The following is a 19932-nucleotide window of genomic DNA, read 5'->3' as shown; positions in this document are numbered from 1 at the left end:
GATGCGAGGCCCAACGATCCCGACATGGGGGTCAACGGGCCGCGTATCCTTTCCGGCCCACAGGAGTTGTACCTGAATGCCTAGTTTCGCCTCCGCTCTGGAATCGACACTGCACAAGGCACTGGAGGCCGCGTCCTCCCGTCGCCATGAATATGCCACCCTCGAACACCTGTTGCTCGCGCTCGTCGACGACGAGCATGCCAGCAAGGTGATGAGCGCGTGCGGCGTGGACCTGGGCGAGCTCAAGAACACCGTGGCGCACTATCTCGACACCGAGCTCGAAGCGCTCAAGGTCGACCAGGCGACCGACCCGTCGCCGACCAGCGGTTTCCAGCGCGTCGTCCAGCGCGCGATCCTCCACGTCCAGTCCTCGGGCCGCGACGAAGTGACCGGCGCGAACGTGCTCGTCGCCCTGTTCAGCGAGCGCGAGAGCTATGCCGTCTATTTCCTGCAGCAGCAGGACATGAGCCGCCTCGACGCGGTGAGCTACATCTCGCACGGCGTCGGCAAGGGCGGCACCGGCAGCACCGAAGCGCCCACGCCCAAGGGCGCCGCCGACGAGGACAAGGCCGCCAAGCAGGAGACCAAGTCCGGCAAGGGCGAGAGCGCGCTCAAGCAGTTCACCGTCGACCTCAACGAGAAGGCCAAGGCCGGCAAGGTCGATCCGCTGATCGGCCGCGCCGCCGAAGTGGACCGCACCGTGCAGATCCTCTGCCGCCGCTCGAAGAACAACCCGCTCTATGTGGGCGATCCGGGCGTCGGCAAGACGGCCATCGCCGAGGGCCTGGCGCGCAAGATCGTCGAGGGCGAAGTGCCCGAGGTGCTGAAGGAAGCGGTGATCTACTCGCTCGACATGGGGGCGCTGCTCGCCGGCACCCGCTATCGCGGCGACTTCGAGGAGCGGCTGAAGCAGGTCGTCACCGAGCTCGAGAAGCTGCCGCATGCCGTGCTCTTCATCGACGAGATCCACACCGTGATCGGCGCCGGCGCCACCAGCGGCGGCGCGATGGACGCGTCGAACCTGCTCAAGCCGGCGCTGTCGGGCGGCTCGATCCGCTGCATCGGCTCGACCACCTACAAGGAGTTCCGCAACCATTTCGAGAAGGACCGGGCACTGCTCCGGCGCTTCCAGAAGATCGACGTGAACGAGCCGACGGTCGAGGACACGATCAAGATCCTCGCCGGCCTGCGCACCGCGTTCGAGGAGCATCACCACGTCAAGTACACGCCGGACGCGATCAAGTCGGCGGTGGAGCTCAGCGCGCGCTACATCAACGACCGCAAGCTGCCCGACAAGGCGATCGACGTGATCGACGAAGTGGGCGCGATGCAGATGCTGGTGCCGCCGTCCAAGCGCAAGAAGACGATCACGCCCAAGGAGATCGAGGCGGTGATCGCGACGATGGCGCGCATCCCGCCGAAGAGCGTGTCGACCGACGACACCAAGACGCTGGCCAATCTGGAGACCGACCTCAAGCGGGTCGTGTTCGGCCAGGACAAGGCGATCGAGGTGCTCAGCTCGGCGATCAAGCTCAGCCGCGCGGGCCTGCGCGATCCGGACAAGCCGATCGGCAACTATCTGTTCTCGGGCCCGACCGGCGTCGGCAAGACCGAAGTGGCGAAGCAACTCGCCGAGCTGCTCGGCATCCCGCTCCAGCGCTTCGACATGTCGGAGTACATGGAGCGCCACAGCGTCTCGCGCCTGATCGGTGCCCCTCCGGGCTATGTCGGCTATGATCAGGGCGGCCTGCTCACCGACGCGGTCGACCAGCAGCCGCACTCGGTGCTCCTGCTCGACGAGATCGAGAAGGCGCATCCGGACCTGTTCAACATCCTCCTCCAGGTGATGGACAACGGCAAGCTGACCGATCACCACGGCAAGACCGTCGACTTCCGCAATGTGATCCTGATCATGACCACGAACGCGGGCGCTTCGGACATGACGCGGGAGAGCATCGGCTTCGGCGAGATCAGCCGCGACGATGTGCAGGAGGAAGCGGTGAAGAAGCTCTTCACGCCGGAATTCCGCAACCGCCTCGATGCCATCGTGCCGTTCGATTACCTGCCGACCGCGGTGGTCAGCCGGGTGGTCGACAAGTTCATCCTCCAGCTCGAACTGCAGCTGGCGGATCGCGGCGTGCACATCCAGCTGGACGAAGCGGCCAAGGCCTGGCTCACCGAGAAGGGCTATGACAAGCTCTATGGCGCCCGCCCGATGAGCCGCCTGATCCAGGAGAAGATCAAGCAGCCGCTGGCCGAGGAGCTGTTGTTCGGCAAGCTCGTCCATGGCGGCGAGGTGAATGTGAAGCTGAAGGACGGCGTGCTGAACTTCCAGGTCACGCCGGCGGCCCCCAAGCCGAAAAAGGGCAAGAAGACCGAGGCCGCCAAGGCATCCAAGTAACGGCCTCGGCCATTCGAAGACGATGCGGGCCGGGAGGTGACTCCCGGCCCGCTCTGTTCGTCCGGCCCCGCGGCGGCCCCGCTTTTCCGTCGCAGGCCAGATGGTCGGGCCTGGCGGCGCGGATGCCGAAGGATCAGCGGTCGCGGCTCGCGATTTCGACGCCGCGATTGGCGAGCGCGATGGCGCGATCCACCTGCGGACGCGCCGCGGCGGCGGCCTGCCTGTGGCAGGCGCGGACGGCAGGATTGGACAGCATCGAGCCGGTGGCGCGATCGTCGCCACAGACATGGACGACCGCGCGGTTCACGCGACGATGCAGCGCCTGACGGCCTTCGGCCGTGGCGAGCGCGCCGGCCCGGTACGAAATCTTCACGCTGCGCTGGGCGAGCGCCGGTGCCGCCGGAACCGCGAGCGCGGCGGCGATGAGAAAGATCTTCATGACATGCTCCTGGGCGAGATGGTCTTCTACCCGCTCCTCGCGGCCGGTCTGCCGCCGGCCCGGGCGCGCCCTATTCGCGCGATGCGTAAGCCGCATGATCGGACGGTTACGTCGCGCGGTCTTTGATGTGACGATTGCGATGGGCCAGGCGCATGGCCCCAATGATCAGGGCATGCGCGTCATATATGAACAACACACCCATTGCGTTCCCGCGCCGATACCGCAGGGAAGCCGCGCGCTTCGGGTCGCAGCCATGGTCTTGCCAGGGAGAATCCGAATGCGTTCGATGAAATGGAAGATTGCGGGCGCCGGCTCCGCGCTGGCGGGCACGCTCGCCGCCGGCCTGGTCGTGGCGCAGACGGGCAACGATACCGCACCCGAAGCCCGCTATGTGATGGACGTCGGCACCACCGCCGGCATGATGGGCCAGGCCGATGGGCGCGAGATGACGTTGCGCCTCGGTTCGCGCCTCCCCGCCACGGGCGGTGCGCCCAGGGCCGATCATTTCCTGCCCGAGGGCATGCGCATGGGCGCATCGGTGCCGCTCGCTTCGCCCGAGCCGGGCAAGCCGGGCCCTCGCGACGACGAAGACAGATATGCCTATGACAAGCTCGCGCGGCCCAAGGGGCGGTTGCTGATCTATTGGGGCTGCGGCGCGCATGCCGGGCCCGGCCAGCCGCTCGTCATCGACTTCGCCAGGCTCGGCAAGGGCCAGATGCCGCCCGAGCTGTTCAGCGCGCGCATCCCTGCCGAGGCGGTGCCCCGGGCGAGCACCAGCCGCACCTATGGCGACTGGCCCAACGGCAAGACCGGCGCGAAGGTGGGGGGCAATTCCTCGCTGATCGGCGCGCACCGGATCGCCGGCAACTACAGCCCGGAGATCGGCTTCACGCTCAACCAGGATTTCATGGCCGCGCCGCGCGTGAAGTCCGGCCAGGCGGCCGACGGCTCGGTTCCGCTCAACTGGGCAGCGGTCCCCGCCGCGACGGGCTATTATGCCTGGGCGATGGGCTCGGCCGGCGAGGGCAAGGACGACATGATCTGGTGGGCATCCTCCGCCACGCGCCAGTTCGGCGGCGACCTGTGGGGCTGGCTCTCGCCGGGCACGGTGAATCGCCTGGTGGGCCAGAAGGTGGTGATGCCGCCCAGCCAGACCAGCTGCGCCATCCCCGCCGAAGTGAAGAAGGCCGCGGGCGACGTGATGATGGGCTTCCTCTATGCCTATGGGCCGGAGGCCAGTTTCGCCTTTCCCGAACGGCCCAGGGATCCGAAGATCGCCTGGCGCCCGAAATGGACGGCCAAGGTCCGCTACCGGGCGATGGGCAATTTCATGGCCGGCATGCCCGACATGGGCGACGCAATGCGCGGCCAGCTGTCGGACAGCGACGAGGAACGGCCCGAGCAGAAGCCCAAGCCCTGCAAGCCCAGGCTCGGCGGGCTGCTGAAACGTGCCGCCGGTCTCGGCGACGGCTGCTGAACCGATGCGGCCGGGGGAGCGACGCGCCACCGCGCCGCTCCCCCGGGACCCGCGGTAAGTGGCTGAGCCGGATCATAAAGACGATCCGGTACGCATGTATCTTTACGGGTTGTTCGTCATGTTGGGCGTAGACCCGCGCCATGCTGGCGTTGCGTTTCCTGCGGCTGTCCGTCCTTGTCGGCGCGTTGATCGCGCTGCTGGGCCTGGTCGTGCCTGCGCAAGCCCAAGGCAATGTGGGCCAGGCGCTCAGCATCTGCGTGCTGCGCGACACTGGCGGAATGAACCCGGCCGAACTGATCCGCCACCCCGAGCGCTTCGATTGCAAGACCCCGCAATACCGGCTCGGCCCCGGCAGTTTCTGGGTGATCTCGCGGGACATCGAGCAGCGCTCGCGCGCGTCCAATCCCCTGTCCGTGCGCTTCGCCAGCCTGTGGCAGCGGGGCCTTGCGCTGCATGCGCTCTATGCCGACGGGCGGATGGCGACGCAGCGTACCGACGCCCGCGGCATCACGCCCTGGATCCAGCTCGGCGCGGTCGCCGAGATGCCGCTCGCGCGGCGCGAGGCCAGGGTCGTGCGCCTGCTCTGGCACGTCGAGGGATCGGCCAACATGCGCGGCGTGATGCTGGGACCGCGGCTGGTGACCGGCGCCGAGAGCCAGCAGGCCAACATCGCGCTCACCGCTCTCTATGCCGGTTTCGGCGGCCTGTGCCTGGCGCTGTTCGTCTACAACCTCGCGCTGTGGGGCGCGCTGCGGCACCGTTTCCAGCTCTTCTACTGCGTGATGGCGCTGGGGCTGCTCGGCTATGTCTTCTCTTCCTCCGGCGCGCTGGCCTGGGCTCTTCCGGACATCGCCAACAATGATCGATTGCGGCTCAACTATCTCCTGCTCGGCTTCACCGGGGCGAGCGCGCTGATCTTCGCCCGCAGCTTCTTCGAGGAGCAGGTGTTCGCCGGCTGGCTCAGCCGCTTCATCTATGTGGTGGCGGGAGCGCTGCTCGGCGTGGGGCTGCTCGTCTTCTGCTTTGCGCCGCTGAACGTCCAGATCGTCGATGCCGCCTTCAGCTCCGTCTTCCTGATGCTGGGCGCCGTGGTGGCGCCCATGCTGTGGCGCGCCTGGCGGGTGCGTTCCAATTATCTGTGGCTGTTCGCGATCGGCTGGGGCGCACCCATCCTCACCTCGCTGATGCGGACGCTCGCCAATTTCCACGTCCTGCAATGGAGCTTCTGGCTCGACAATTCGACCTTGCTGTCGATGGCATTGGAGGCGCTGATGTCGAGCCTCGCCATCGCCTATCGCATCAAGCTGCTGCGCGACGAGCGCGACGACGCGATCGCCAGCGAGGTGATGGCCCGCCGCCTGGCCGATACCGACCCGCTCACCGGGCTGCTCAACCGCCGCGCCTTCCTCGCCCAGGCGATCGGCCGGCCGGGCGAGCAACTGCTGCTCATCGCCGACATCGATCATTTCAAGCGCGTCAACGAGACCCTGGGGCATGACGGCGGCGACGAGGTGCTGCGCCTGCTCGCCCGCACGCTGCGCCACAGCGCGCCGCTTGGCGCCCTGGTCGCGCGGCTGGGCGGCGAGGAGTTCGCCATCCTGGCGCCGGTCGATGCCGGCGTCGAACCCGAGCAGCTGCTCGCCCGGCTGCGCACCACACGCATGCCCTTCGATCTTAAGGTCACGGCCAGCATCGGCGCCTGCACCGGCCCGCTGACCAGCGACATCGACTGGAAGACGCTCTATCGCGGCGCCGATATCGCGCTGTTCGAGGCCAAGTCGGCCGGGCGCGACCGCGCCCGATCGGCGCATCGCGAAGCCGCCTGATCCCCTTGCCCGCCCGCGATGCGCGGCGTATGGCCTTTACCATGTCGGGACGAGCCAGGAGGATAGCCTTCGGGGCGCTAGCTGTGCTTGCGCTGCTCGCCTTCGCATCGCCCGATCGCCGCGCCGACATCGCCATCCGGATGCAGCGCATCGACGATCTCTCGCCGCAGCGCCTCGAAGCCGTGCTGGACATCGGCATCTTCGCCGTTTCGGTGCTCATCACCTGGAGCAAACGGCTTACGACTTGACCCCCACAGAGGCTTGCTTACACCTGTGTCAATGACTGACCCCGAACAGATCTGGCGTACCAGCTATCGTCACCCGGGCGCATGGGACACCCGCTTCCCGCCCCAGTCCATGGTCGATCTGTTCGAAGGCAGCGCCCGCGCGCACCCCGATGCGCCGCTGCTCGATTTCATGGGGCGGCGCTACAGCTATGGCGAGACGCTGGACGGCGCCAACCGGGTCGCGTGCGGACTGAAGGCGCTGGGCTATGGTCCGGGCGACCGGATCGGGCTCTTCCTGCCCAATGTGCCGCATTATGTCGCGGCCTATTACGGCATCCTCAAGCTCGGCGCGACGGTGGTCAATTTCTCGCCGCTCTACACGGTCGAGGAACTGAGCCACCAGGTCGAGGATTCGGGCACCAGGCTGCTCTTCACCATCTCGGCCTCGGCCCTGCTGCCCACTGCGCTGAAGGTGCTCGAGCAGAGCGCGCTGGAGCGGCTGGTGGTCGGATCGGTGGCGGGCGCGCTGCCCGCGGCGAAATCCTTCTTCTATCGCCTGTTCAAGCGCGCCGAAGTGACCGAGCGGCCACAGGACGAACGCATCCTCGCCTTTTCCGGGCTGATCGCGAACGACGGCGCCTGCATCGCGCCGAAGATCGATCCCGAGAAGGACCTGGCGCTGATCCAATATACCGGCGGCACCACCGGCACGCCCAAGGGCGCGATGCTGACGCATCAGAACCTGTCGGCCAATGCCCGCCAGGTCGCCCGGCTCGACCCCGAGATGGGCGTGGCCAGGGACACGGTGCTCGCGGTACTCCCCTTCTTCCACGTCTTCGCCAATACCTGTGTGCTCAATCGCACCGTGGTGACCGGCGGCGAGATCGTGATGCTGCCCCGCTTCAACGCGAAGCAGGCCCTGGCCGAGCTGCGCCGCACCCAGCCGCGCGCGCTGCCCGGCGTGCCGACCATGTACCAGGCGCTGCTCGACGCGCCGGGCATGAAGCCCGAGGACTTCAAGTCGCTGCGCTTCTGCATCTCGGGCGGCGCCCCCCTGCCCGCCCAGCTCAAGGAGGAATGGGAACGCATCACCGGCGCGCGCGTGATCGAGGGCTATGGCCTGTCCGAAAGCTCGGGCGTGGTCTCGACCAATCCCTATGACGGGCTCAACAAGCCCGGGACGATCGGCCAGCCGATCCAGGGCACGCGCGTCCGCCTGGTCGACAAGGAAGACCCCAGCCGCCCGCCGCCCGAGGGCGAGCCCGGCGAGATCGTCGTCTTCGGCCCGCAGATCATGAAGGGCTATTGGAACCGCCCCGATGCCGATGCCGATGTCTTTGTCGATGGTCATTGGCTGCGCACCGGCGATGTCGGGCTGATCGACGAGGACGGCTATATCCGCATCGTCGACCGGCTGAAGGACATGATCGCCGTCGGCGGCTTCAAGGTGTTCCCGAGCCAGATCGAGGCGGTGCTCTACCAGCATCCCGCCGTGAAGGAGGCGCTCGTGATCGGCCTGCCGGACGCCTATCATGGCGAGATGCCGCACGCCTATGTGACGCTCGACGAGGATGCCGCGCCGATCGACGGCGCGGCGCTCGCCCAATGGGTCAATGCCCGCATCGGCAAGCACGAGCGCGTCGCCGAAGTGGTGGTGCGCCAGAGCCTGCCCAAGACGATGATCGGCAAGCTGAGCCGCAAGGACCTGATCAACGAAGTGATGGCGGAGCGCCAGGGATGAAGGCGCTGCTGCCCGTGCTGGCGCTCGCGCTCACGGCAGCAGCACCCGCAGCCGAGCAGCGGATCGACGTCGCGCTCTCCAATTTCAAGTTCACGCCGTCGACGATCGCGCTGGTCCATGGCCAGAGCTATGTGCTGCACCTGACCAGCAGCGGCGGGCACAGCTTCGCCGCGAGGGATTTCTTCGCGGCGGCGGCGATGCCGGCGGCGGACCGGGCGAAGATCAGGGACGGCAAGGTGGAGCTCGACAGCGACACGGCCGTCGACCTTCACTTCACCGCGCCCAGGGCCGGCACCTATCCGATCAAGTGCACCCACCTGCTCCATGCGAGCTTCGGGATGACGGGGAAGTTCGTGGTTAGCTGAGTTCCTTTTCCCGAGCTCGCGGGGGAGGAGCCAATCTAATCCCCGGCCTTCACGTCCTTGCCGAACATCACGGCCTTCAGGTTCATGAACTCGTGCATGCCCCAGGGCCCGAGCTCGCGGCCATGGCCGGAGAGCTTCACGCCGCCGAACGGCGCTTCGGGCGTGGAGGCGAGCAGCGAATTGATCGCAGTCATGCCCGACTGGATGTCGCGGGCGAAGCGCTCGATCTCGGCATCGTCGCCGGTCCACACCGACGAGCCCAGGCCATATGGCACGTCATTGGCCAGCGCGATCGCCGCGTCGATGTCCTTGACCTTGTAGACCGCGGCGACCGGTCCGAAGATTTCCTCCTTGGCCACGTCCGATTCGGGATCCATGTCGGTCAGCACGCCCGGCGTCATCCAGGCCCCTTCCCGCGCGATCTTCTCCGCGCCGAAGCGCAGCGTCGCGCCCTCGGCCCTGGCGCGCGCGACCTGTTCGAGCACGGCGTCGCGCTGCGCCGCGCTGGAGAGCGGCCCCATGCCCGTGTCGCGCGCCATCGGATCGCCGATCGTCACGGCCTTCATCCCCGCCTCGAACCGCTCGAGGAACGCGTCGTACACATCGGCATGGACGATCATGCGCTTGGCGCAGATGCAGCTCTGCCCGGCATTCTGGATGCGCGCGGTCACCGCGGTCCTCGCCGCGAGGTCGATGTCGGCCGAAGGCATCACGATCAGCGGGTCCGACCCGCCCAGTTCGAGCACGACTTTCTTGAGTGCGCGGCCGGCCGCCTGCGCCACCTGCGCGCCCGCGCCTTCGCTGCCGGTGAGCGTCACCGCCACGACCCGCCTGTCGGCGATGATCGCCGAGACCTTGTCCGACTTGATGGGCAGGTTCTGGAACAGCCCGTCGGGCGCGCCGGCCGCGCTCATCATCTGCTGGATCAGCGCCGCGCAGCCCTGCACGTTCGAGGCGTGCTTCAACAGGCCGACATTGCCCGCCATGATCGTCGGCGCGAGGAAGCGGACGACCTGCCAATAGGGGAAGTTCCACGGCATCACCGCCAGCACCGGCCCCATCGGCAGCCAGCGCGCCACCGCATGGCCGCCGCCCGCCGTCTGCACCGTCACCGACTCCAGATAGCCGGGACCGTTCGTCGCATAGTGGCGGAACCCGGTGATGCATTTCTCCACTTCCGCCACCGCGCTGGCCAGCGTCTTGCCCATCTCCCTCGTGGCGGTCTCGGCCAGATGCTGCTTGTTCGCCTCCCAGGCGTCCGCGATCCTGCCCAGCAGCTCGGTCCGCTTCTCCAGCGGCGAATCGCGCCAGGAGCGGAAGGCGGCATCGGCACGGGCGAGCGCCATCTCGATCCCGTCCGCGTCCAGCTCGGGGTAGGTGCCGACCGTCTCGCCGGTGGCAGGATTGATGCTGGTGAACATGCGCGCTTCTCCTTGGGCCCGATCCCGTAACGCGCAGCTAGGAAGCGGGATGCGCGGTTGCAATCGCGCCCCGGCCCGGCGCATAGCGAAACCATGGCAGAAGAAGCGGACGTCACCGCGCTCTCGTTCGAGGAAGCGCTGAAGGAACTGGAACGCATCGTCGCGCGGCTGGAGAGCGGCGAGGCGCAGCTCCAGGAAGCGATCGATCTCTATGAGCGCGGCGATCGGCTGCGCCGGCAATGCGCCGCGCGGCTGGATGCCGCCCAGGCGCGGATCGAGGCGATCCGCACCGACGCCGAAGGCCGGGCCGCGGGCACCGCACCCTTCGCCGCCGGCTGAACCACGCCATGGCGCACGCCTCCCTCGCGCTGCAGGCGGCGCTCAAGCAGGTCTCGGCGGAGATGGACCGCCAGTTCGACCTGCTGCTGGCGATTCCCTCCGATCCGCGCGAGGGGCTGTACCGCGCGATGCGCCATGCCGCGATCGGCGGCGGCAAGCGGCTGCGCCCGCTGCTCGTCTCCGCCACCGCGCAACTGTTCGGCGTCGACCGCACCTGCATCGCCCGCACCGCGCTCGCGCTGGAATGCATCCATGTCTATTCGCTGATCCATGACGACCTGCCGGCGATGGACGATGACGACATGCGCCGCGGCAAGCCGACGGTGCACCGGGAATTCGACGAGGCGACCGCGATCCTGGCCGGCGACTGCCTGCACGCGCTCGCCTTCGAAGTGATCGCGGACGAGCGCACGCACCCCGATCCCTTTGTCCGCATCGAACTTTCGGGCACGCTCGCCCTCGCCGCCGGCCCGGCCGGCATGGCGGGCGGGCAGATGATGGACCTGGAAGCCGAGAAGACCAGCTTCGACCTCGCCACCGTCACGCGGCTTCAGGCGATGAAGACCGGCGCGCTGATCAGCTGCGCGGTGGAGAGCGGCGCGATCCTGGGCCGGGCGCCGCAGGAGGGCCGCACGGGCCTACGCGGCTATGCCCGCGACGTGGGCCTCGCCTTCCAGATCGCCGACGATATCCTCGACGCCGAGGGCGACGAGGCGCTGGTCGGCAAGAAGCTGGGCAAGGACGGTGCGGCAGGCAAGGAGACCTTCCTCTCGCTGCTCGGCATGGACCGTGCGCGGGAGCAGGCGCGGATGCTGGTCGAGCAGGCGATCGCGCATCTGAAACCCTATGGCGCCGAGGCCGATCTGCTGCGCGATATCGCGCGCTACACATTGGAACGCGACCGGTGACTTATTCTTGCCGTCATCGCGACGGAGGAAAGGACCTATGACTGTGCGCACCGGCGTCTATCCCGGCACCTTCGATCCGATCACGCTCGGCCATATGGACATCATCCGCCGCGGCGCGAAGCTGTGCGACCGGCTGGTGATCGGCGTGACCACCAATCCCTCCAAGAACCCGATGTTCACCGTCGAGGAACGCATGGAGATGGTGAAGCGCGAAGTGGCGGGGATCGCGGGCGAGATCCATGTCGTCAGCTTCGATTCGCTGCTGATGGACTTTGCCGAGCGCGAGGGCGCCAGCATGATCGTCCGCGGCCTGCGCGCCGTCGCCGATTTCGAATATGAATATCAGATGGCGGGAATGAACCAGCAGCTGAACAGCCGGATCGAGACGGTCTTCCTGATGGCCGATGTCTCGCTCCAGCCGATCGCCAGCCGGCTGGTCAAGGAAATCGCACTCTATGGCGGCGATATCCGCAAGTTCGTTCCGTCCGCCGTCAATGCCGAGATGACCGCGCGCATCGCCGCGATCGGTCGCAAAGGGAGTGGTTGAGGCCGCGCTATTGGTCTAGACCGCCTGTCGAGGGTGTATCCGAGTGGGGAATTTGATGCGTTTGCTTGCCGCACTGGCCGTTTCGGCCTTGATGATGTTCACCACGCCTGCGCTCGCCCAGGGCGGCGGCAAGGCGCGCAAGCCGGCCGCCGAGCCGCTCAAGGGCGTGAGCGCGGAGGATGTGAACAGCATCTATCCGGCCGTGGTGCCCGCCGACCCGGCCGAGACCTGGGTGCTCGACCTGTCGACCGGCGGCCGCGTGCTGATCCGGCTGCGCCCCGATGCCGCACCCAAGATGGTCGAGCGGATCAAGACGCTCACGCGCCGCCATTTCTATGACGGGCTGACCTTCCACCGCGTGGTCGACGATCCCTACAACATGGCGCAGGGCGGCGATCCCAAGGGCAATGGGACCGGCGATTCCGACCTGCCCAACGTGCCGGCCGAGTTCAACAACCTGCCGCATGTGCGCGGCACCGTCGCTGCCGCCCGCCGCGGCGCGCCGGAACACGCCACGCCCGCGCAGAAGACCGAGGCCGAGAACAGCGCGAACAGCCAGTTCTACATCATGATGGCGCCAAAGCTCGCCTTCGATCACGACTATACCGTGTTCGGCCGCGTCGTTGCCGGCATGGAATGGGTCGACAAGATCGAACGCGGCGAACCGCCGGCCAACCCGACGAAGATCGTCCATGCCTATATCCAGTCCGACAACCCGCCGCCCTATGCCAACCTGCCGGCCGATGCTCCCAAGGCATTGCCGCCGGGCGAAGTGAAGGCGACGCTGCCGCAGTAACGCGCGCCGGCCCGGCAAGTGCATACGTGAACGTAGACCTTTTCGACTTCGAGCTTCCGAACGACCGGATCGCGCTGCGCCCCGCGGCACCGCGCGATTCGGCGCGCCTGCTCGTGCTCGACGGCGCCGGGACGCGCGACCTGCGCGTCACCGACCTGCCCGGCCAGCTGCGGGCCGGCGATTGCCTGGTGTTCAACGACACCCGCGTGATCCCCGCCCAGCTCGAAGGGCTGCGCGGAGAGGCCCGGATCGGCGCGACGCTCCACAAGCGCGAAGGGCCACGCCGCTGGCGCGCCTTCATCCGCAACGCCAAGCGGCTGCGCGACGGCGACACGATCGATTTCGGCCAGGGCGTGACCGCCATGGCGGGCGGCCGCGCCGAGGACGGCAGCTTCGCGCTCGACTTTGCCGGCGACGAGCCGGTCGAGCTGCTGCTCGAGCGCTGCGGCCGCATGCCGCTGCCGCCCTATATCGCGTCGAAGCGCGCGACCGACGCGCGCGATGCCGAGGATTACCAGACGATGTTCGCCGCCGAGCCGGGCGCGGTGGCGGCACCGACGGCGGCGCTGCATTTCACGCCCGGATTGCTCGCGGCGCTCGACGCGGCGGGGATCGGCCACACCACGCTCACGCTGCATGTTGGCGCGGGCACCTTCCTGCCGGTCAAGGCCGAGGACACGGCGGAGCACCGGATGCATGCCGAATGGGGCCGCATCGACCAGGCCACGGCGGACCGCCTGAACGCGGTCCGCGCCGCGGGCGGCCGCGTGATCGCGGTAGGCACGACGAGCCTGCGCCTGATCGAGAGCGCTGCCGGGGAGGACGATGTGATCCGCCCCTTCGAAGGCGACACCGCGATCTTCATCACGCCGGGCTATCGCTTCAAGGGCGTGGACGGGTTGATCACCAACTTCCACCTGCCGCGCTCGACGCTGTTCATGCTGGTGTCGGCGCTGATGGGGCTCGACCGGATGCAGGGCGCCTATGCCCATGCCATCGCCGAGGGCTATCGCTTCTATTCCTACGGGGATGCATCGCTGCTGCTGCCGTGAGAGGATAGCCATTCTCGATGGGAGGCTTTCTTTTGGAGCGCCTCGAAGAGCCGCGTCCGCGGAAACTCTCGAGCAACCCCAGCAAGCCGCCGGTGTTCCGAGGGCCAATGCAAGCGCGGCCCCTCCCCCCGGCCCGCGCCGCCGGCACCCCGCCCCACCTTCGCCACAGATTGCGGCTTGGGTGCGCGCGCGGCAGGGTCCTCTTCGCCGCGAATCGGAAGGATCCCCATGCGTTCGTTGTTCGCCCTCGCGCTTCTCGTCGCGACTCCCGCCTTCGCGCAGGGGCGGACGCGCATCCCCACGCCCGAGAGCGGCAGCGCTGCCCCGATCGGCGCCAGCACGCCCCAGCAGCCCGCCTTCACCGTGATCGTCGAACCGGTGGCGATGATGATCGCCGCCTTCGATGCGGACGGCGACGGCAAGGTGACTCGCGCCGAATTCGATACGGGGCTCAAGCGCAGCTTCGACGCCGTCGATACCCAGCACCAGGGCTGGCTGGGCTATATCGCCTACTCGGACTGGCAGGAGCGCTGGATGGGCGATCGCAATACCGTGCCCAGCCCCTTCGAAGTCGATCGCGACGGCGACAACAAGGTGAGCTTCGCCGAACTCGTCGAACGTTTCGACCTGCTCTTCAAGCGCTTCGATGCGGACAGGAACGGCGTGATCGAACGCAAGGAACTGGTCACCATTCGCCCGCAGGTGATGATGGGTCCGGGCATGGGCCGGGGCAAGAAGGGCCGCGGCCCGAATTGATGTCCTAGCATCACATGCCGGGACGGAGCTAAGAGCGAAACGATGGCCGCGCATCACGACCATAACCACAGCCATAATGGCCATAGCCATGCGCCCGCGGACTTCGGGCGCGCCTTCGCCATCGGCACGGTACTGAACCTCGGCTTCGTCGTCGTCGAAGGCGGGGCCGGCTTCATCACCCATTCGATGGCGCTGCTGGCGGATGCCGGACACAATCTGTCGGACGTGCTCGGGCTGCTGATCGCCTGGGGCGGCGCCGAACTCGCCAAGCGCCCGGCCTCGCCGCGCTTCACCTATGGCCTGCGCGGCTCCTCGATCCTCGCCGCGCTCGCCAACGCCGTGCTGCTGTTCGTCGCGGTGGGCGCGATCCTGCTCGAGGCGATCCAGCGCCTTTCGGAACCACGCGAAATACCCGGGCTGACGGTGATGATCGTCGCCGGCGCCGGCATCGTCATCAACCTGTCGACCGCCCTGCTCTTCGCCCGCGGGCGCAAGGGCGACGTCAACATCCGCGGCGCCTATCTCCACATGGCGGCCGATGCGGCGGTCTCGGCGGGAGTGGTGGTCGGCGCCGCGCTGATGCTGCTCACCGGCGCCGAATGGATCGACCCGGTGGTCAGCCTCCTCATCGTCGTCGTCATCCTGTGGAGCACCTGGGGGCTGTTCACCGAATCGCTCACCATGGCGCTGCAGGCGGTGCCCAAGGGCATCGATTCGGCGGCGGTGGAATCGGCGCTGGCGGACCTGCCCGGCGTCAGCCGCGTCCATGACCTCCATATCTGGCCGATGAGCACCACCGAGGCGGCGCTGACCGCGCATCTGGTGATGCCGGAGGGCCATCCGGGCGACGCGTTCCTGATCGCACTGCAACATCGGCTGGCGCATGACTTCCGGATCGATCATACGACCGTCCAGATCGAATTGGGGGATGGGGCGGAATGTCGCATGCATGGGAATGGACACGCGCATGAGTGATGCCGCGCCCATCCGGCTGGTGATCTTCGATTTCGACGGCACGCTCTCCGACAGCGGCGACTGGTTCCTCTCGGTCGTCGACGAGCTGGCGAAGCGGTTCCGGTTCCGCACCGTCCAGCCGGACGAAGTGGACATGCTGCGCCACAAGAGCTCGCGCGAAGTGATCGAGTTCCTCGGCATTCCGAAGTGGAAGCTGCCGCTGATCGCGCGCTACCTGCGCCGGCTGGTCGGCCGCAACACGCATGAGATCGAGCTTTTCCCGGGCACGCCCGACCTGCTCGAACAGCTTACCGCAACCGGGGTGAAGATCGCCCTCGTCACCTCGAACGCCGAGGCCAATGCCCGCAAGATCCTGGGCCCGGTGCACGCCGCGCGGATCGATTGCTTCGCCTGCGGTTCCTCGCTGTTCGGCAAGGCGCCCAAGTTCCGCCGGGTGCTCAAGAAGATGGGCCTGAAGGCGCACGAAGTGCTGTCGGTCGGCGACGAGACGCGCGACATCGACGCGGCGCGCGAAGTGGGCATGCGCGCGGGATCGGTGCTCTGGGGCTATGCCGCCGAGGACCTGCTCGTCGCGATGCGCCCCGACGTGATGTTCCGCACGCCGCAGGACATCATCGACTATGTCGCCGCGCATCGTTGACGGGGCCTCGAAATCTTCCTTTGACCCGCCAGGGACCTCGCGATCGTTGAACTCGCCGCCCCTGTCTGTAGAGTGACGGGCATGGAACGATTGCGTTGGACCTGGATCTGGCTTCCGCCCTTCGCGGGCGCGGCCAGCGTGCTCTTCGGCGGCGTCGTCGACATACCGCCGCTGCTGCTCGGCCTGGTGCTGATCATCACCGTGCTGGCCGCCGTCCATCATGCCGAGCTGATCGCGCACAAGGTGGGCGAGCCCTTCGGCACCTTCCTGCTCGCGCTGGCGGTTACGGTGATCGAGGTGGGCCTGATCCTCACGCTGATGCTCCAGGGCAAATCGGGCGCGGAGACGCTGGCGCGGGACACGGTCTTCTCGGCGGTGATGATCATCCTGAACGGCCTGATCGGCGCGTTCATCCTGCTCGGCGCGCTGCGCCACCGCGAACAGAGCTTCCAGCAGGTCGGCGTCAGCGCATCGCTGGCGACGCTGTGCACGCTGACCGTGCTGACGCTGGTGCTTCCCAATTTCGCCGCCTCCACGGGCCCCTTCTATGCGCCGTCGCAGCTCGCCTTCGTCGCGATCGTCTCGCTGCTGCTCTATCTCACCTTCGTCGCCGTGCAGACCGTGCGGCACCGGGACTATTTCCTCCCGCCCAACGAGGAAGCCGCCGACCTGGAGGCGCATGCCCCGCCGCCGAGCGGGCGCCAGACGCTGCTGTCGGGCGTGCTGCTCGTCGCCTGCCTCGTCGAAGTGGTGCTGGTCGCCAAGGCGCTCGCGCCCGCGATCGAGGACGGCGTCGCCGCGGCTGGCGCCCCGCACGCCGTGGTGGGCGTGGTGATCGCGATGCTGGTGCTGCTGCCGGAAAGCGTGGCGGCGGTCCGCGCGGCGATGGCCAACCGGCTGCAGACCAGCCTCAACCTCGCGCTCGGCTCGGCGCTGGCGACCATCGGCCTCACCATCCCGGCCGTGGCGGTGCTGTCGCTGTCCCAGGGCCTGCCATTGGCACTCGGCCTCGATTCGCGCGGCATCGTCCTGCTTTCGCTGACCCTGCTCGTGACCACCCAGTCGCTCGCCACCGCGCGGACGACGGTGCTGCAGGGCGTGGTGCACCTCGTCATCTTCGGCGTGTTCGTCTTCACCACCCTGGTGCCCTGATCCGGCCGGAGCGATTGCCCCGCGAGCCCGCCGCGCACGGATATACTTGACTCAATCAATTATATCCGTGCAATCTTGCCGTATGGAACAGGCCATCGAACAATTCCGCGCCTTCAACCGGGCGCACACCCGCTTCGCCGCGGTGCTCGCGCCGCGCTACATGGACAGCGAGCTGGGCGTCGCCGAAGCGCGGCTCCTCTATGAGATCGCCGGCCGCCAGCCGGTGCTCGCGATCGAGTTGCAGGAAGTGCTCGGGCTCGACGCCGGCTATGTCAGCCGCGCGGTCAAGCGCTTCGAGGAGCGCGGCTGGGTTGCCCGGGCGCGCGGGGCGGAGGATGCGCGTCGGCGGCCGATCGCCCTGCTCCCCGCCGGCCGGACGGCGTTCGATGCGCTCGACACGGCCACGCGCGCGCACAGCCGGCGCCAGCTCGAATCGCTGGGCCCTGGCGGCGGCCCGCTCCTCGGCCATCACCTCGCCGCCGCGCGGGCGCTGATCGAGGGCGGCACGGGCAACTGGACCATCCGCACGCTCCGCACCGGCGACATGGGCACGATCGCCAGCCGCCAGGCGATCTTCTATGCCGAGCATTATGGCTGGGAGCGGCCGATGGAGCTGCTGCTGAACGATGTCACCACCGGCTTCCTGCGCGATTTCCAGCCGGGACGCGAGCAATGCTGGGTCGCCGAGCGCGGCGGCGAGATGCTCGGATCGGTGATGCTCGCCGATGGCGGCAAGGGCATCGCCAAGCTGCGCCTCCTTTATGTCGAGAGCCATGCGCGCGGGCTGGGCATCGGCGATGCGCTGGTGCGCCACTGCGTCGAATTCGCGCGCGCCGCGGGCTATGCGCGGCTCGACCTGTGGACGCACACCATCCTCGCAAGCGCCCGGCGCATCTATGCGGCCCAGGGCTTCGAGCTCGTCGACAGCGCGGCCCATACGATGTTCGGGGAACCGGTGATGGGCGAGACCTGGTCGCTCGACCTCAGCCGAGATGCACCGCCAGCCAGACCGTAGCGCGGTCCCCGGCGGTCCAGGTCACCCAGTGGCGCTGTCCCGCGGCGATCAACAGATGATCGCCCGGATGCAGCACCAGCTCGTCCCCCTCCTCGATCCGCAGCCCGGCCGCGCCCTCGAGAAGCAGCACCCACTCGTCCCAGTCCTGCACCATGGGCGCGTCCTCCGGAGTCGCCTGCCCCTGCGAGACGATGCGCTCGATGCGGATGCCCGGGCGGCGCAGCAGCTCGGTGAAGATTTCGCCCGCGCCGGCATCGGGCAGGTCGGCGAGAAGGTTCGCGGTCATCCCCCGCCGTTGCGCTCCCCCGCCAAAGGAGGCAAGGGCTCGCACATGCCCCGTTTCGAGTTCACCATCCACGCCACCGACGGCAAGGCGCGCCTTGGCACCATCGCGATGCCGCGCGGCGAAATCCGCACGCCTGCCTTCATGCCCGTCGGCACCGCCGCCACCGTCAAGGCGATGAAGCCCGCCGACGTCCGCGCCGCGGGCGCCGACATCCTCCTCGGCAACACCTATCACCTGATGCTGCGGCCCGGCGCCGAGCGCGTCGCGCGGCTGGGCGGCCTGCACAAGTTCATGGGCTGGGACCGGCCGATCCTCACCGATTCGGGCGGCTATCAGGTGATGAGCCTGGCGGACCTAACCACCCGCAGCGAAGAGGGCGTCGCCTTCAAGTCGCACCTCGACGGCTCGCGCCACATGCTGAGCCCCGAGCGTTCGATCGAGATCCAGCGGCTACTCGGCAGCTCGATCACCATGGCCTTCGACGAACTCGTCCCCACCACGTCGACCCGCGAGGTGCAGGCCGCGGCGATGGAGCGATCGATGCGCTGGGCGAAGCGCAGCCGCGACGCCTTCTTCGCCGCCGAGGACCATGCCGCACACAATGCGATCTTCGGCATCCAGCAGGGCGCGCTCGACGAGGGGCTGCGCAAGGCGTCGGCGGACGCACTGCTCGACGTGGGGTTCGATGGCTATGCGGTGGGCGGCCTGGCAGTGGGCGAAGGCCAGGACGCGATGTTCGGCGTGCTCGACTATGCGCCCGGCCAGCTGGACGCCGCCAAGCCCCGCTACCTGATGGGCGTCGGCAAGCCCGACGATATCGTCGGCGCCGTCGAGCGCGGGATCGACATGTTCGACTGCGTGCTTCCCACCCGCTCCGGGCGCACCGGCCAGGCCTTCACGCGCACGGGCCCGATCAACATCCGCAACGCCAGGTTCGCCGAGGATCAGGGGCCGCTCGACCCCGAATGCCCCTGCCCCGTCTGCGCCACCTGGAGCCGCGCCTATCTCCACCATCTCGTCCGCGCGGGCGAGATTCTCGGCGCGATGCTGATGACCGAGCATAATATCTGGTTCTACCAGGTGCTGATGCAGGATCTGCGCGCCGCGATCGGCGAGGGCCGGCTTGCCGCATTCGCGAATGGCTTCCGCGCTTCCTACCATGGTGGGCGGGACTAGGGTGAGAACCCGATCGGCGGACGCCGGATGACGAAGAGGGGGATTTGATGCTGCCGATGCTCCGCTTGCTCTCGCTCGTCGTCGGCGGCTTCACGGCCTGGCGCGTGCTGGGCGGCCAGATGACCAGCACGCTGTTCAAGGTGCCCGATCTTGCCGTGGGTGCGGTGATGGTGCTTGCCGCGCTGATCCCGAACAAGGGCGCGGCGCCGGCCCTGGTCGCCGCCAATGCCTATGCGTTCGGCGTCTTCTCGGTCGCGCTTGCGGGCTATCTGGTGCCGAGCAAGCCGGTCGAACCGCTGCTGATCGCCGCCATGGCGGTCAATCTGGTCGTGATCCTGCTGCTCCTGCCCAGGCTGGGCGGCGGCGGCCGCTAGGGTAAAAATTACCTTTACC

Annotated in this window: 21 protein-coding genes; 18 read left to right on the top strand and 3 right to left on the bottom strand. The window is 68.0% G+C overall.

The genetic code is table 11. The features are described from left to right. The first annotated feature begins 76 nt into the window (after positions 1-76). Positions 77-2401 (top strand): ATP-dependent Clp protease ATP-binding subunit ClpA, encoded by a 2325-nt coding sequence (gene clpA / locus CAP40_RS06355; protein WP_086128565.1) that lies wholly within the window; start codon positions 77-79, stop codon positions 2399-2401. A gap of 133 nt (positions 2402-2534) precedes the next feature. Here clpA and CAP40_RS06350 read toward each other — a convergent pair whose 3' ends face one another. After that, positions 2535-2840 carry a UrcA family protein gene (locus tag CAP40_RS06350; RefSeq protein ID WP_179187947.1) on the bottom strand — a complete coding sequence of 102 codons (306 nt, stop codon included), beginning with the start codon at positions 2838-2840 and terminating at the stop codon, positions 2535-2537. Between the two features lie 277 nt (positions 2841-3117). Here CAP40_RS06350 and CAP40_RS06345 point away from each other — a divergent pair, with 277 nt between their 5' ends. From CAP40_RS06345 to CAP40_RS06330, 5 genes are all read left to right on the top strand, one after another. Then, on the top strand, positions 3118-4317 hold the full coding sequence (locus tag CAP40_RS06345) for a hypothetical protein (RefSeq protein WP_256924051.1): 1200 nt from the start codon (positions 3118-3120) through the stop codon (positions 4315-4317). Positions 4318-4457: 140 nt separating this feature from the next. Further along, entirely contained in the window at positions 4458-6143 is a 1686-nt protein-coding gene (locus CAP40_RS06340; protein ID WP_086128563.1) for a diguanylate cyclase, read from the top strand. 83 nt (positions 6144-6226) lie between these two features. Further along, positions 6227-6391, top strand: coding sequence for a hypothetical protein (locus CAP40_RS20375; protein ID WP_167297877.1), 165 nt, complete (start codon positions 6227-6229; stop codon positions 6389-6391). Positions 6392-6422: 31 nt separating this feature from the next. Beyond that, positions 6423-8111, top strand: a complete 1689-nt coding sequence (locus CAP40_RS06335; RefSeq protein WP_086128562.1) for a long-chain fatty acid--CoA ligase — start codon at positions 6423-6425, stop codon at positions 8109-8111. Continuing rightward, positions 8108-8476 carry a hypothetical protein gene (locus tag CAP40_RS06330; RefSeq protein ID WP_086128561.1) on the top strand — a complete coding sequence of 123 codons (369 nt, stop codon included), beginning with the start codon at positions 8108-8110 and terminating at the stop codon, positions 8474-8476. The genes CAP40_RS06335 and CAP40_RS06330 overlap by 4 nt, the downstream gene beginning before the upstream one ends. A 35-nt stretch (positions 8477-8511) precedes the next feature. On the opposite strand, the gene CAP40_RS06325 is transcribed toward CAP40_RS06330, so the two are convergent. Beyond that, positions 8512-9897, bottom strand: coding sequence for an NAD-dependent succinate-semialdehyde dehydrogenase (locus CAP40_RS06325; RefSeq protein WP_086128560.1), 1386 nt, complete (start codon positions 9895-9897; stop codon positions 8512-8514). Between the two features lie 93 nt (positions 9898-9990). On the opposite strand from CAP40_RS06325, the gene CAP40_RS06320 reads away from it, so the two are divergent. The 10 genes from CAP40_RS06320 (at position 9991) to CAP40_RS06275 (ending at position 18077) form a co-directional block, all read left to right on the top strand. Beyond that, the gene (locus CAP40_RS06320) at positions 9991-10236 is read left to right on the top strand and encodes an exodeoxyribonuclease VII small subunit (protein ID WP_086128559.1); all 246 of its coding nucleotides are present in this window, start codon (positions 9991-9993) and stop codon (positions 10234-10236) included. Between the two features lie 8 nt (positions 10237-10244). After that, positions 10245-11144, top strand: coding sequence for a polyprenyl synthetase family protein (locus tag CAP40_RS06315; protein WP_086128558.1), 900 nt, complete (start codon positions 10245-10247; stop codon positions 11142-11144). 37 nt (positions 11145-11181) lie between these two features. Then, positions 11182-11691 carry a pantetheine-phosphate adenylyltransferase gene (gene coaD, locus CAP40_RS06310; protein WP_086128557.1) on the top strand — a complete coding sequence of 170 codons (510 nt, stop codon included), beginning with the start codon at positions 11182-11184 and terminating at the stop codon, positions 11689-11691. 55 nt (positions 11692-11746) lie between these two features. Beyond that, the gene (locus tag CAP40_RS06305) at positions 11747-12487 is read left to right on the top strand and encodes a peptidylprolyl isomerase (protein ID WP_256924050.1); all 741 of its coding nucleotides are present in this window, start codon (positions 11747-11749) and stop codon (positions 12485-12487) included. Positions 12488-12513: 26 nt separating this feature from the next. After that, positions 12514-13539, top strand: coding sequence for a tRNA preQ1(34) S-adenosylmethionine ribosyltransferase-isomerase QueA (queA, locus tag CAP40_RS06300; protein WP_086128556.1), 1026 nt, complete (start codon positions 12514-12516; stop codon positions 13537-13539). A gap of 228 nt (positions 13540-13767) precedes the next feature. Next, the gene (locus tag CAP40_RS06295; protein WP_086128555.1) at positions 13768-14295 is read left to right on the top strand and encodes an EF-hand domain-containing protein; all 528 of its coding nucleotides are present in this window, start codon (positions 13768-13770) and stop codon (positions 14293-14295) included. A 42-nt stretch (positions 14296-14337) separates the two neighbouring features. After that, positions 14338-15270: a cation diffusion facilitator family transporter gene (locus tag CAP40_RS06290; protein ID WP_086128554.1), complete on the top strand. Its 933-nt coding sequence runs from the start codon at positions 14338-14340 to the stop codon at positions 15268-15270. After that, positions 15263-15910, top strand: coding sequence for an HAD hydrolase-like protein (locus CAP40_RS06285; protein ID WP_086129333.1), 648 nt, complete (start codon positions 15263-15265; stop codon positions 15908-15910). The genes CAP40_RS06290 and CAP40_RS06285 overlap by 8 nt, the downstream gene beginning before the upstream one ends. Positions 15911-15991: 81 nt before the next feature. Further along, complete coding sequence (locus tag CAP40_RS06280) at positions 15992-17062, top strand: calcium:proton antiporter (RefSeq protein WP_086128553.1); 1071 nt, start codon at positions 15992-15994, stop codon at positions 17060-17062. An 82-nt stretch (positions 17063-17144) separates the two neighbouring features. Next, a complete protein-coding gene (locus tag CAP40_RS06275; protein WP_086128552.1) occupies positions 17145-18077 on the top strand; it encodes a helix-turn-helix domain-containing GNAT family N-acetyltransferase in 933 nt (310 codons plus the stop codon). On the opposite strand, the gene CAP40_RS06270 is transcribed toward CAP40_RS06275, so the two are convergent. After that, on the bottom strand, positions 18046-18363 hold the full coding sequence (locus CAP40_RS06270) for a cupin domain-containing protein (protein WP_086128551.1): 318 nt from the start codon (positions 18361-18363) through the stop codon (positions 18046-18048). The genes CAP40_RS06275 and CAP40_RS06270 overlap by 32 nt on opposite strands. 45 nt (positions 18364-18408) lie before the next feature. Between CAP40_RS06270 and tgt the strand changes: the two genes are divergently transcribed. Together tgt and CAP40_RS06260 are read left to right on the top strand one after the other, a co-directional pair. Next, positions 18409-19539, top strand: a complete 1131-nt coding sequence (gene tgt, locus CAP40_RS06265; RefSeq protein ID WP_086128550.1) for a tRNA guanosine(34) transglycosylase Tgt — start codon at positions 18409-18411, stop codon at positions 19537-19539. Between the two features lie 47 nt (positions 19540-19586). Then, positions 19587-19913 (top strand): hypothetical protein, encoded by a 327-nt coding sequence (locus CAP40_RS06260; protein WP_086128549.1) that lies wholly within the window; start codon positions 19587-19589, stop codon positions 19911-19913. Positions 19914-19932: the final 19 nt, after the last annotated feature.

The organism is Sphingomonas sp. IBVSS2 (genome assembly GCF_002127225.1).
Taxonomy (GTDB): Bacteria; Pseudomonadota; Alphaproteobacteria; order Sphingomonadales; family Sphingomonadaceae; genus Sphingomonas.
The sequence above is the reverse complement of the archived record's forward strand: the minus strand, read 5'-3'. Positions and strand labels throughout refer to the sequence as shown.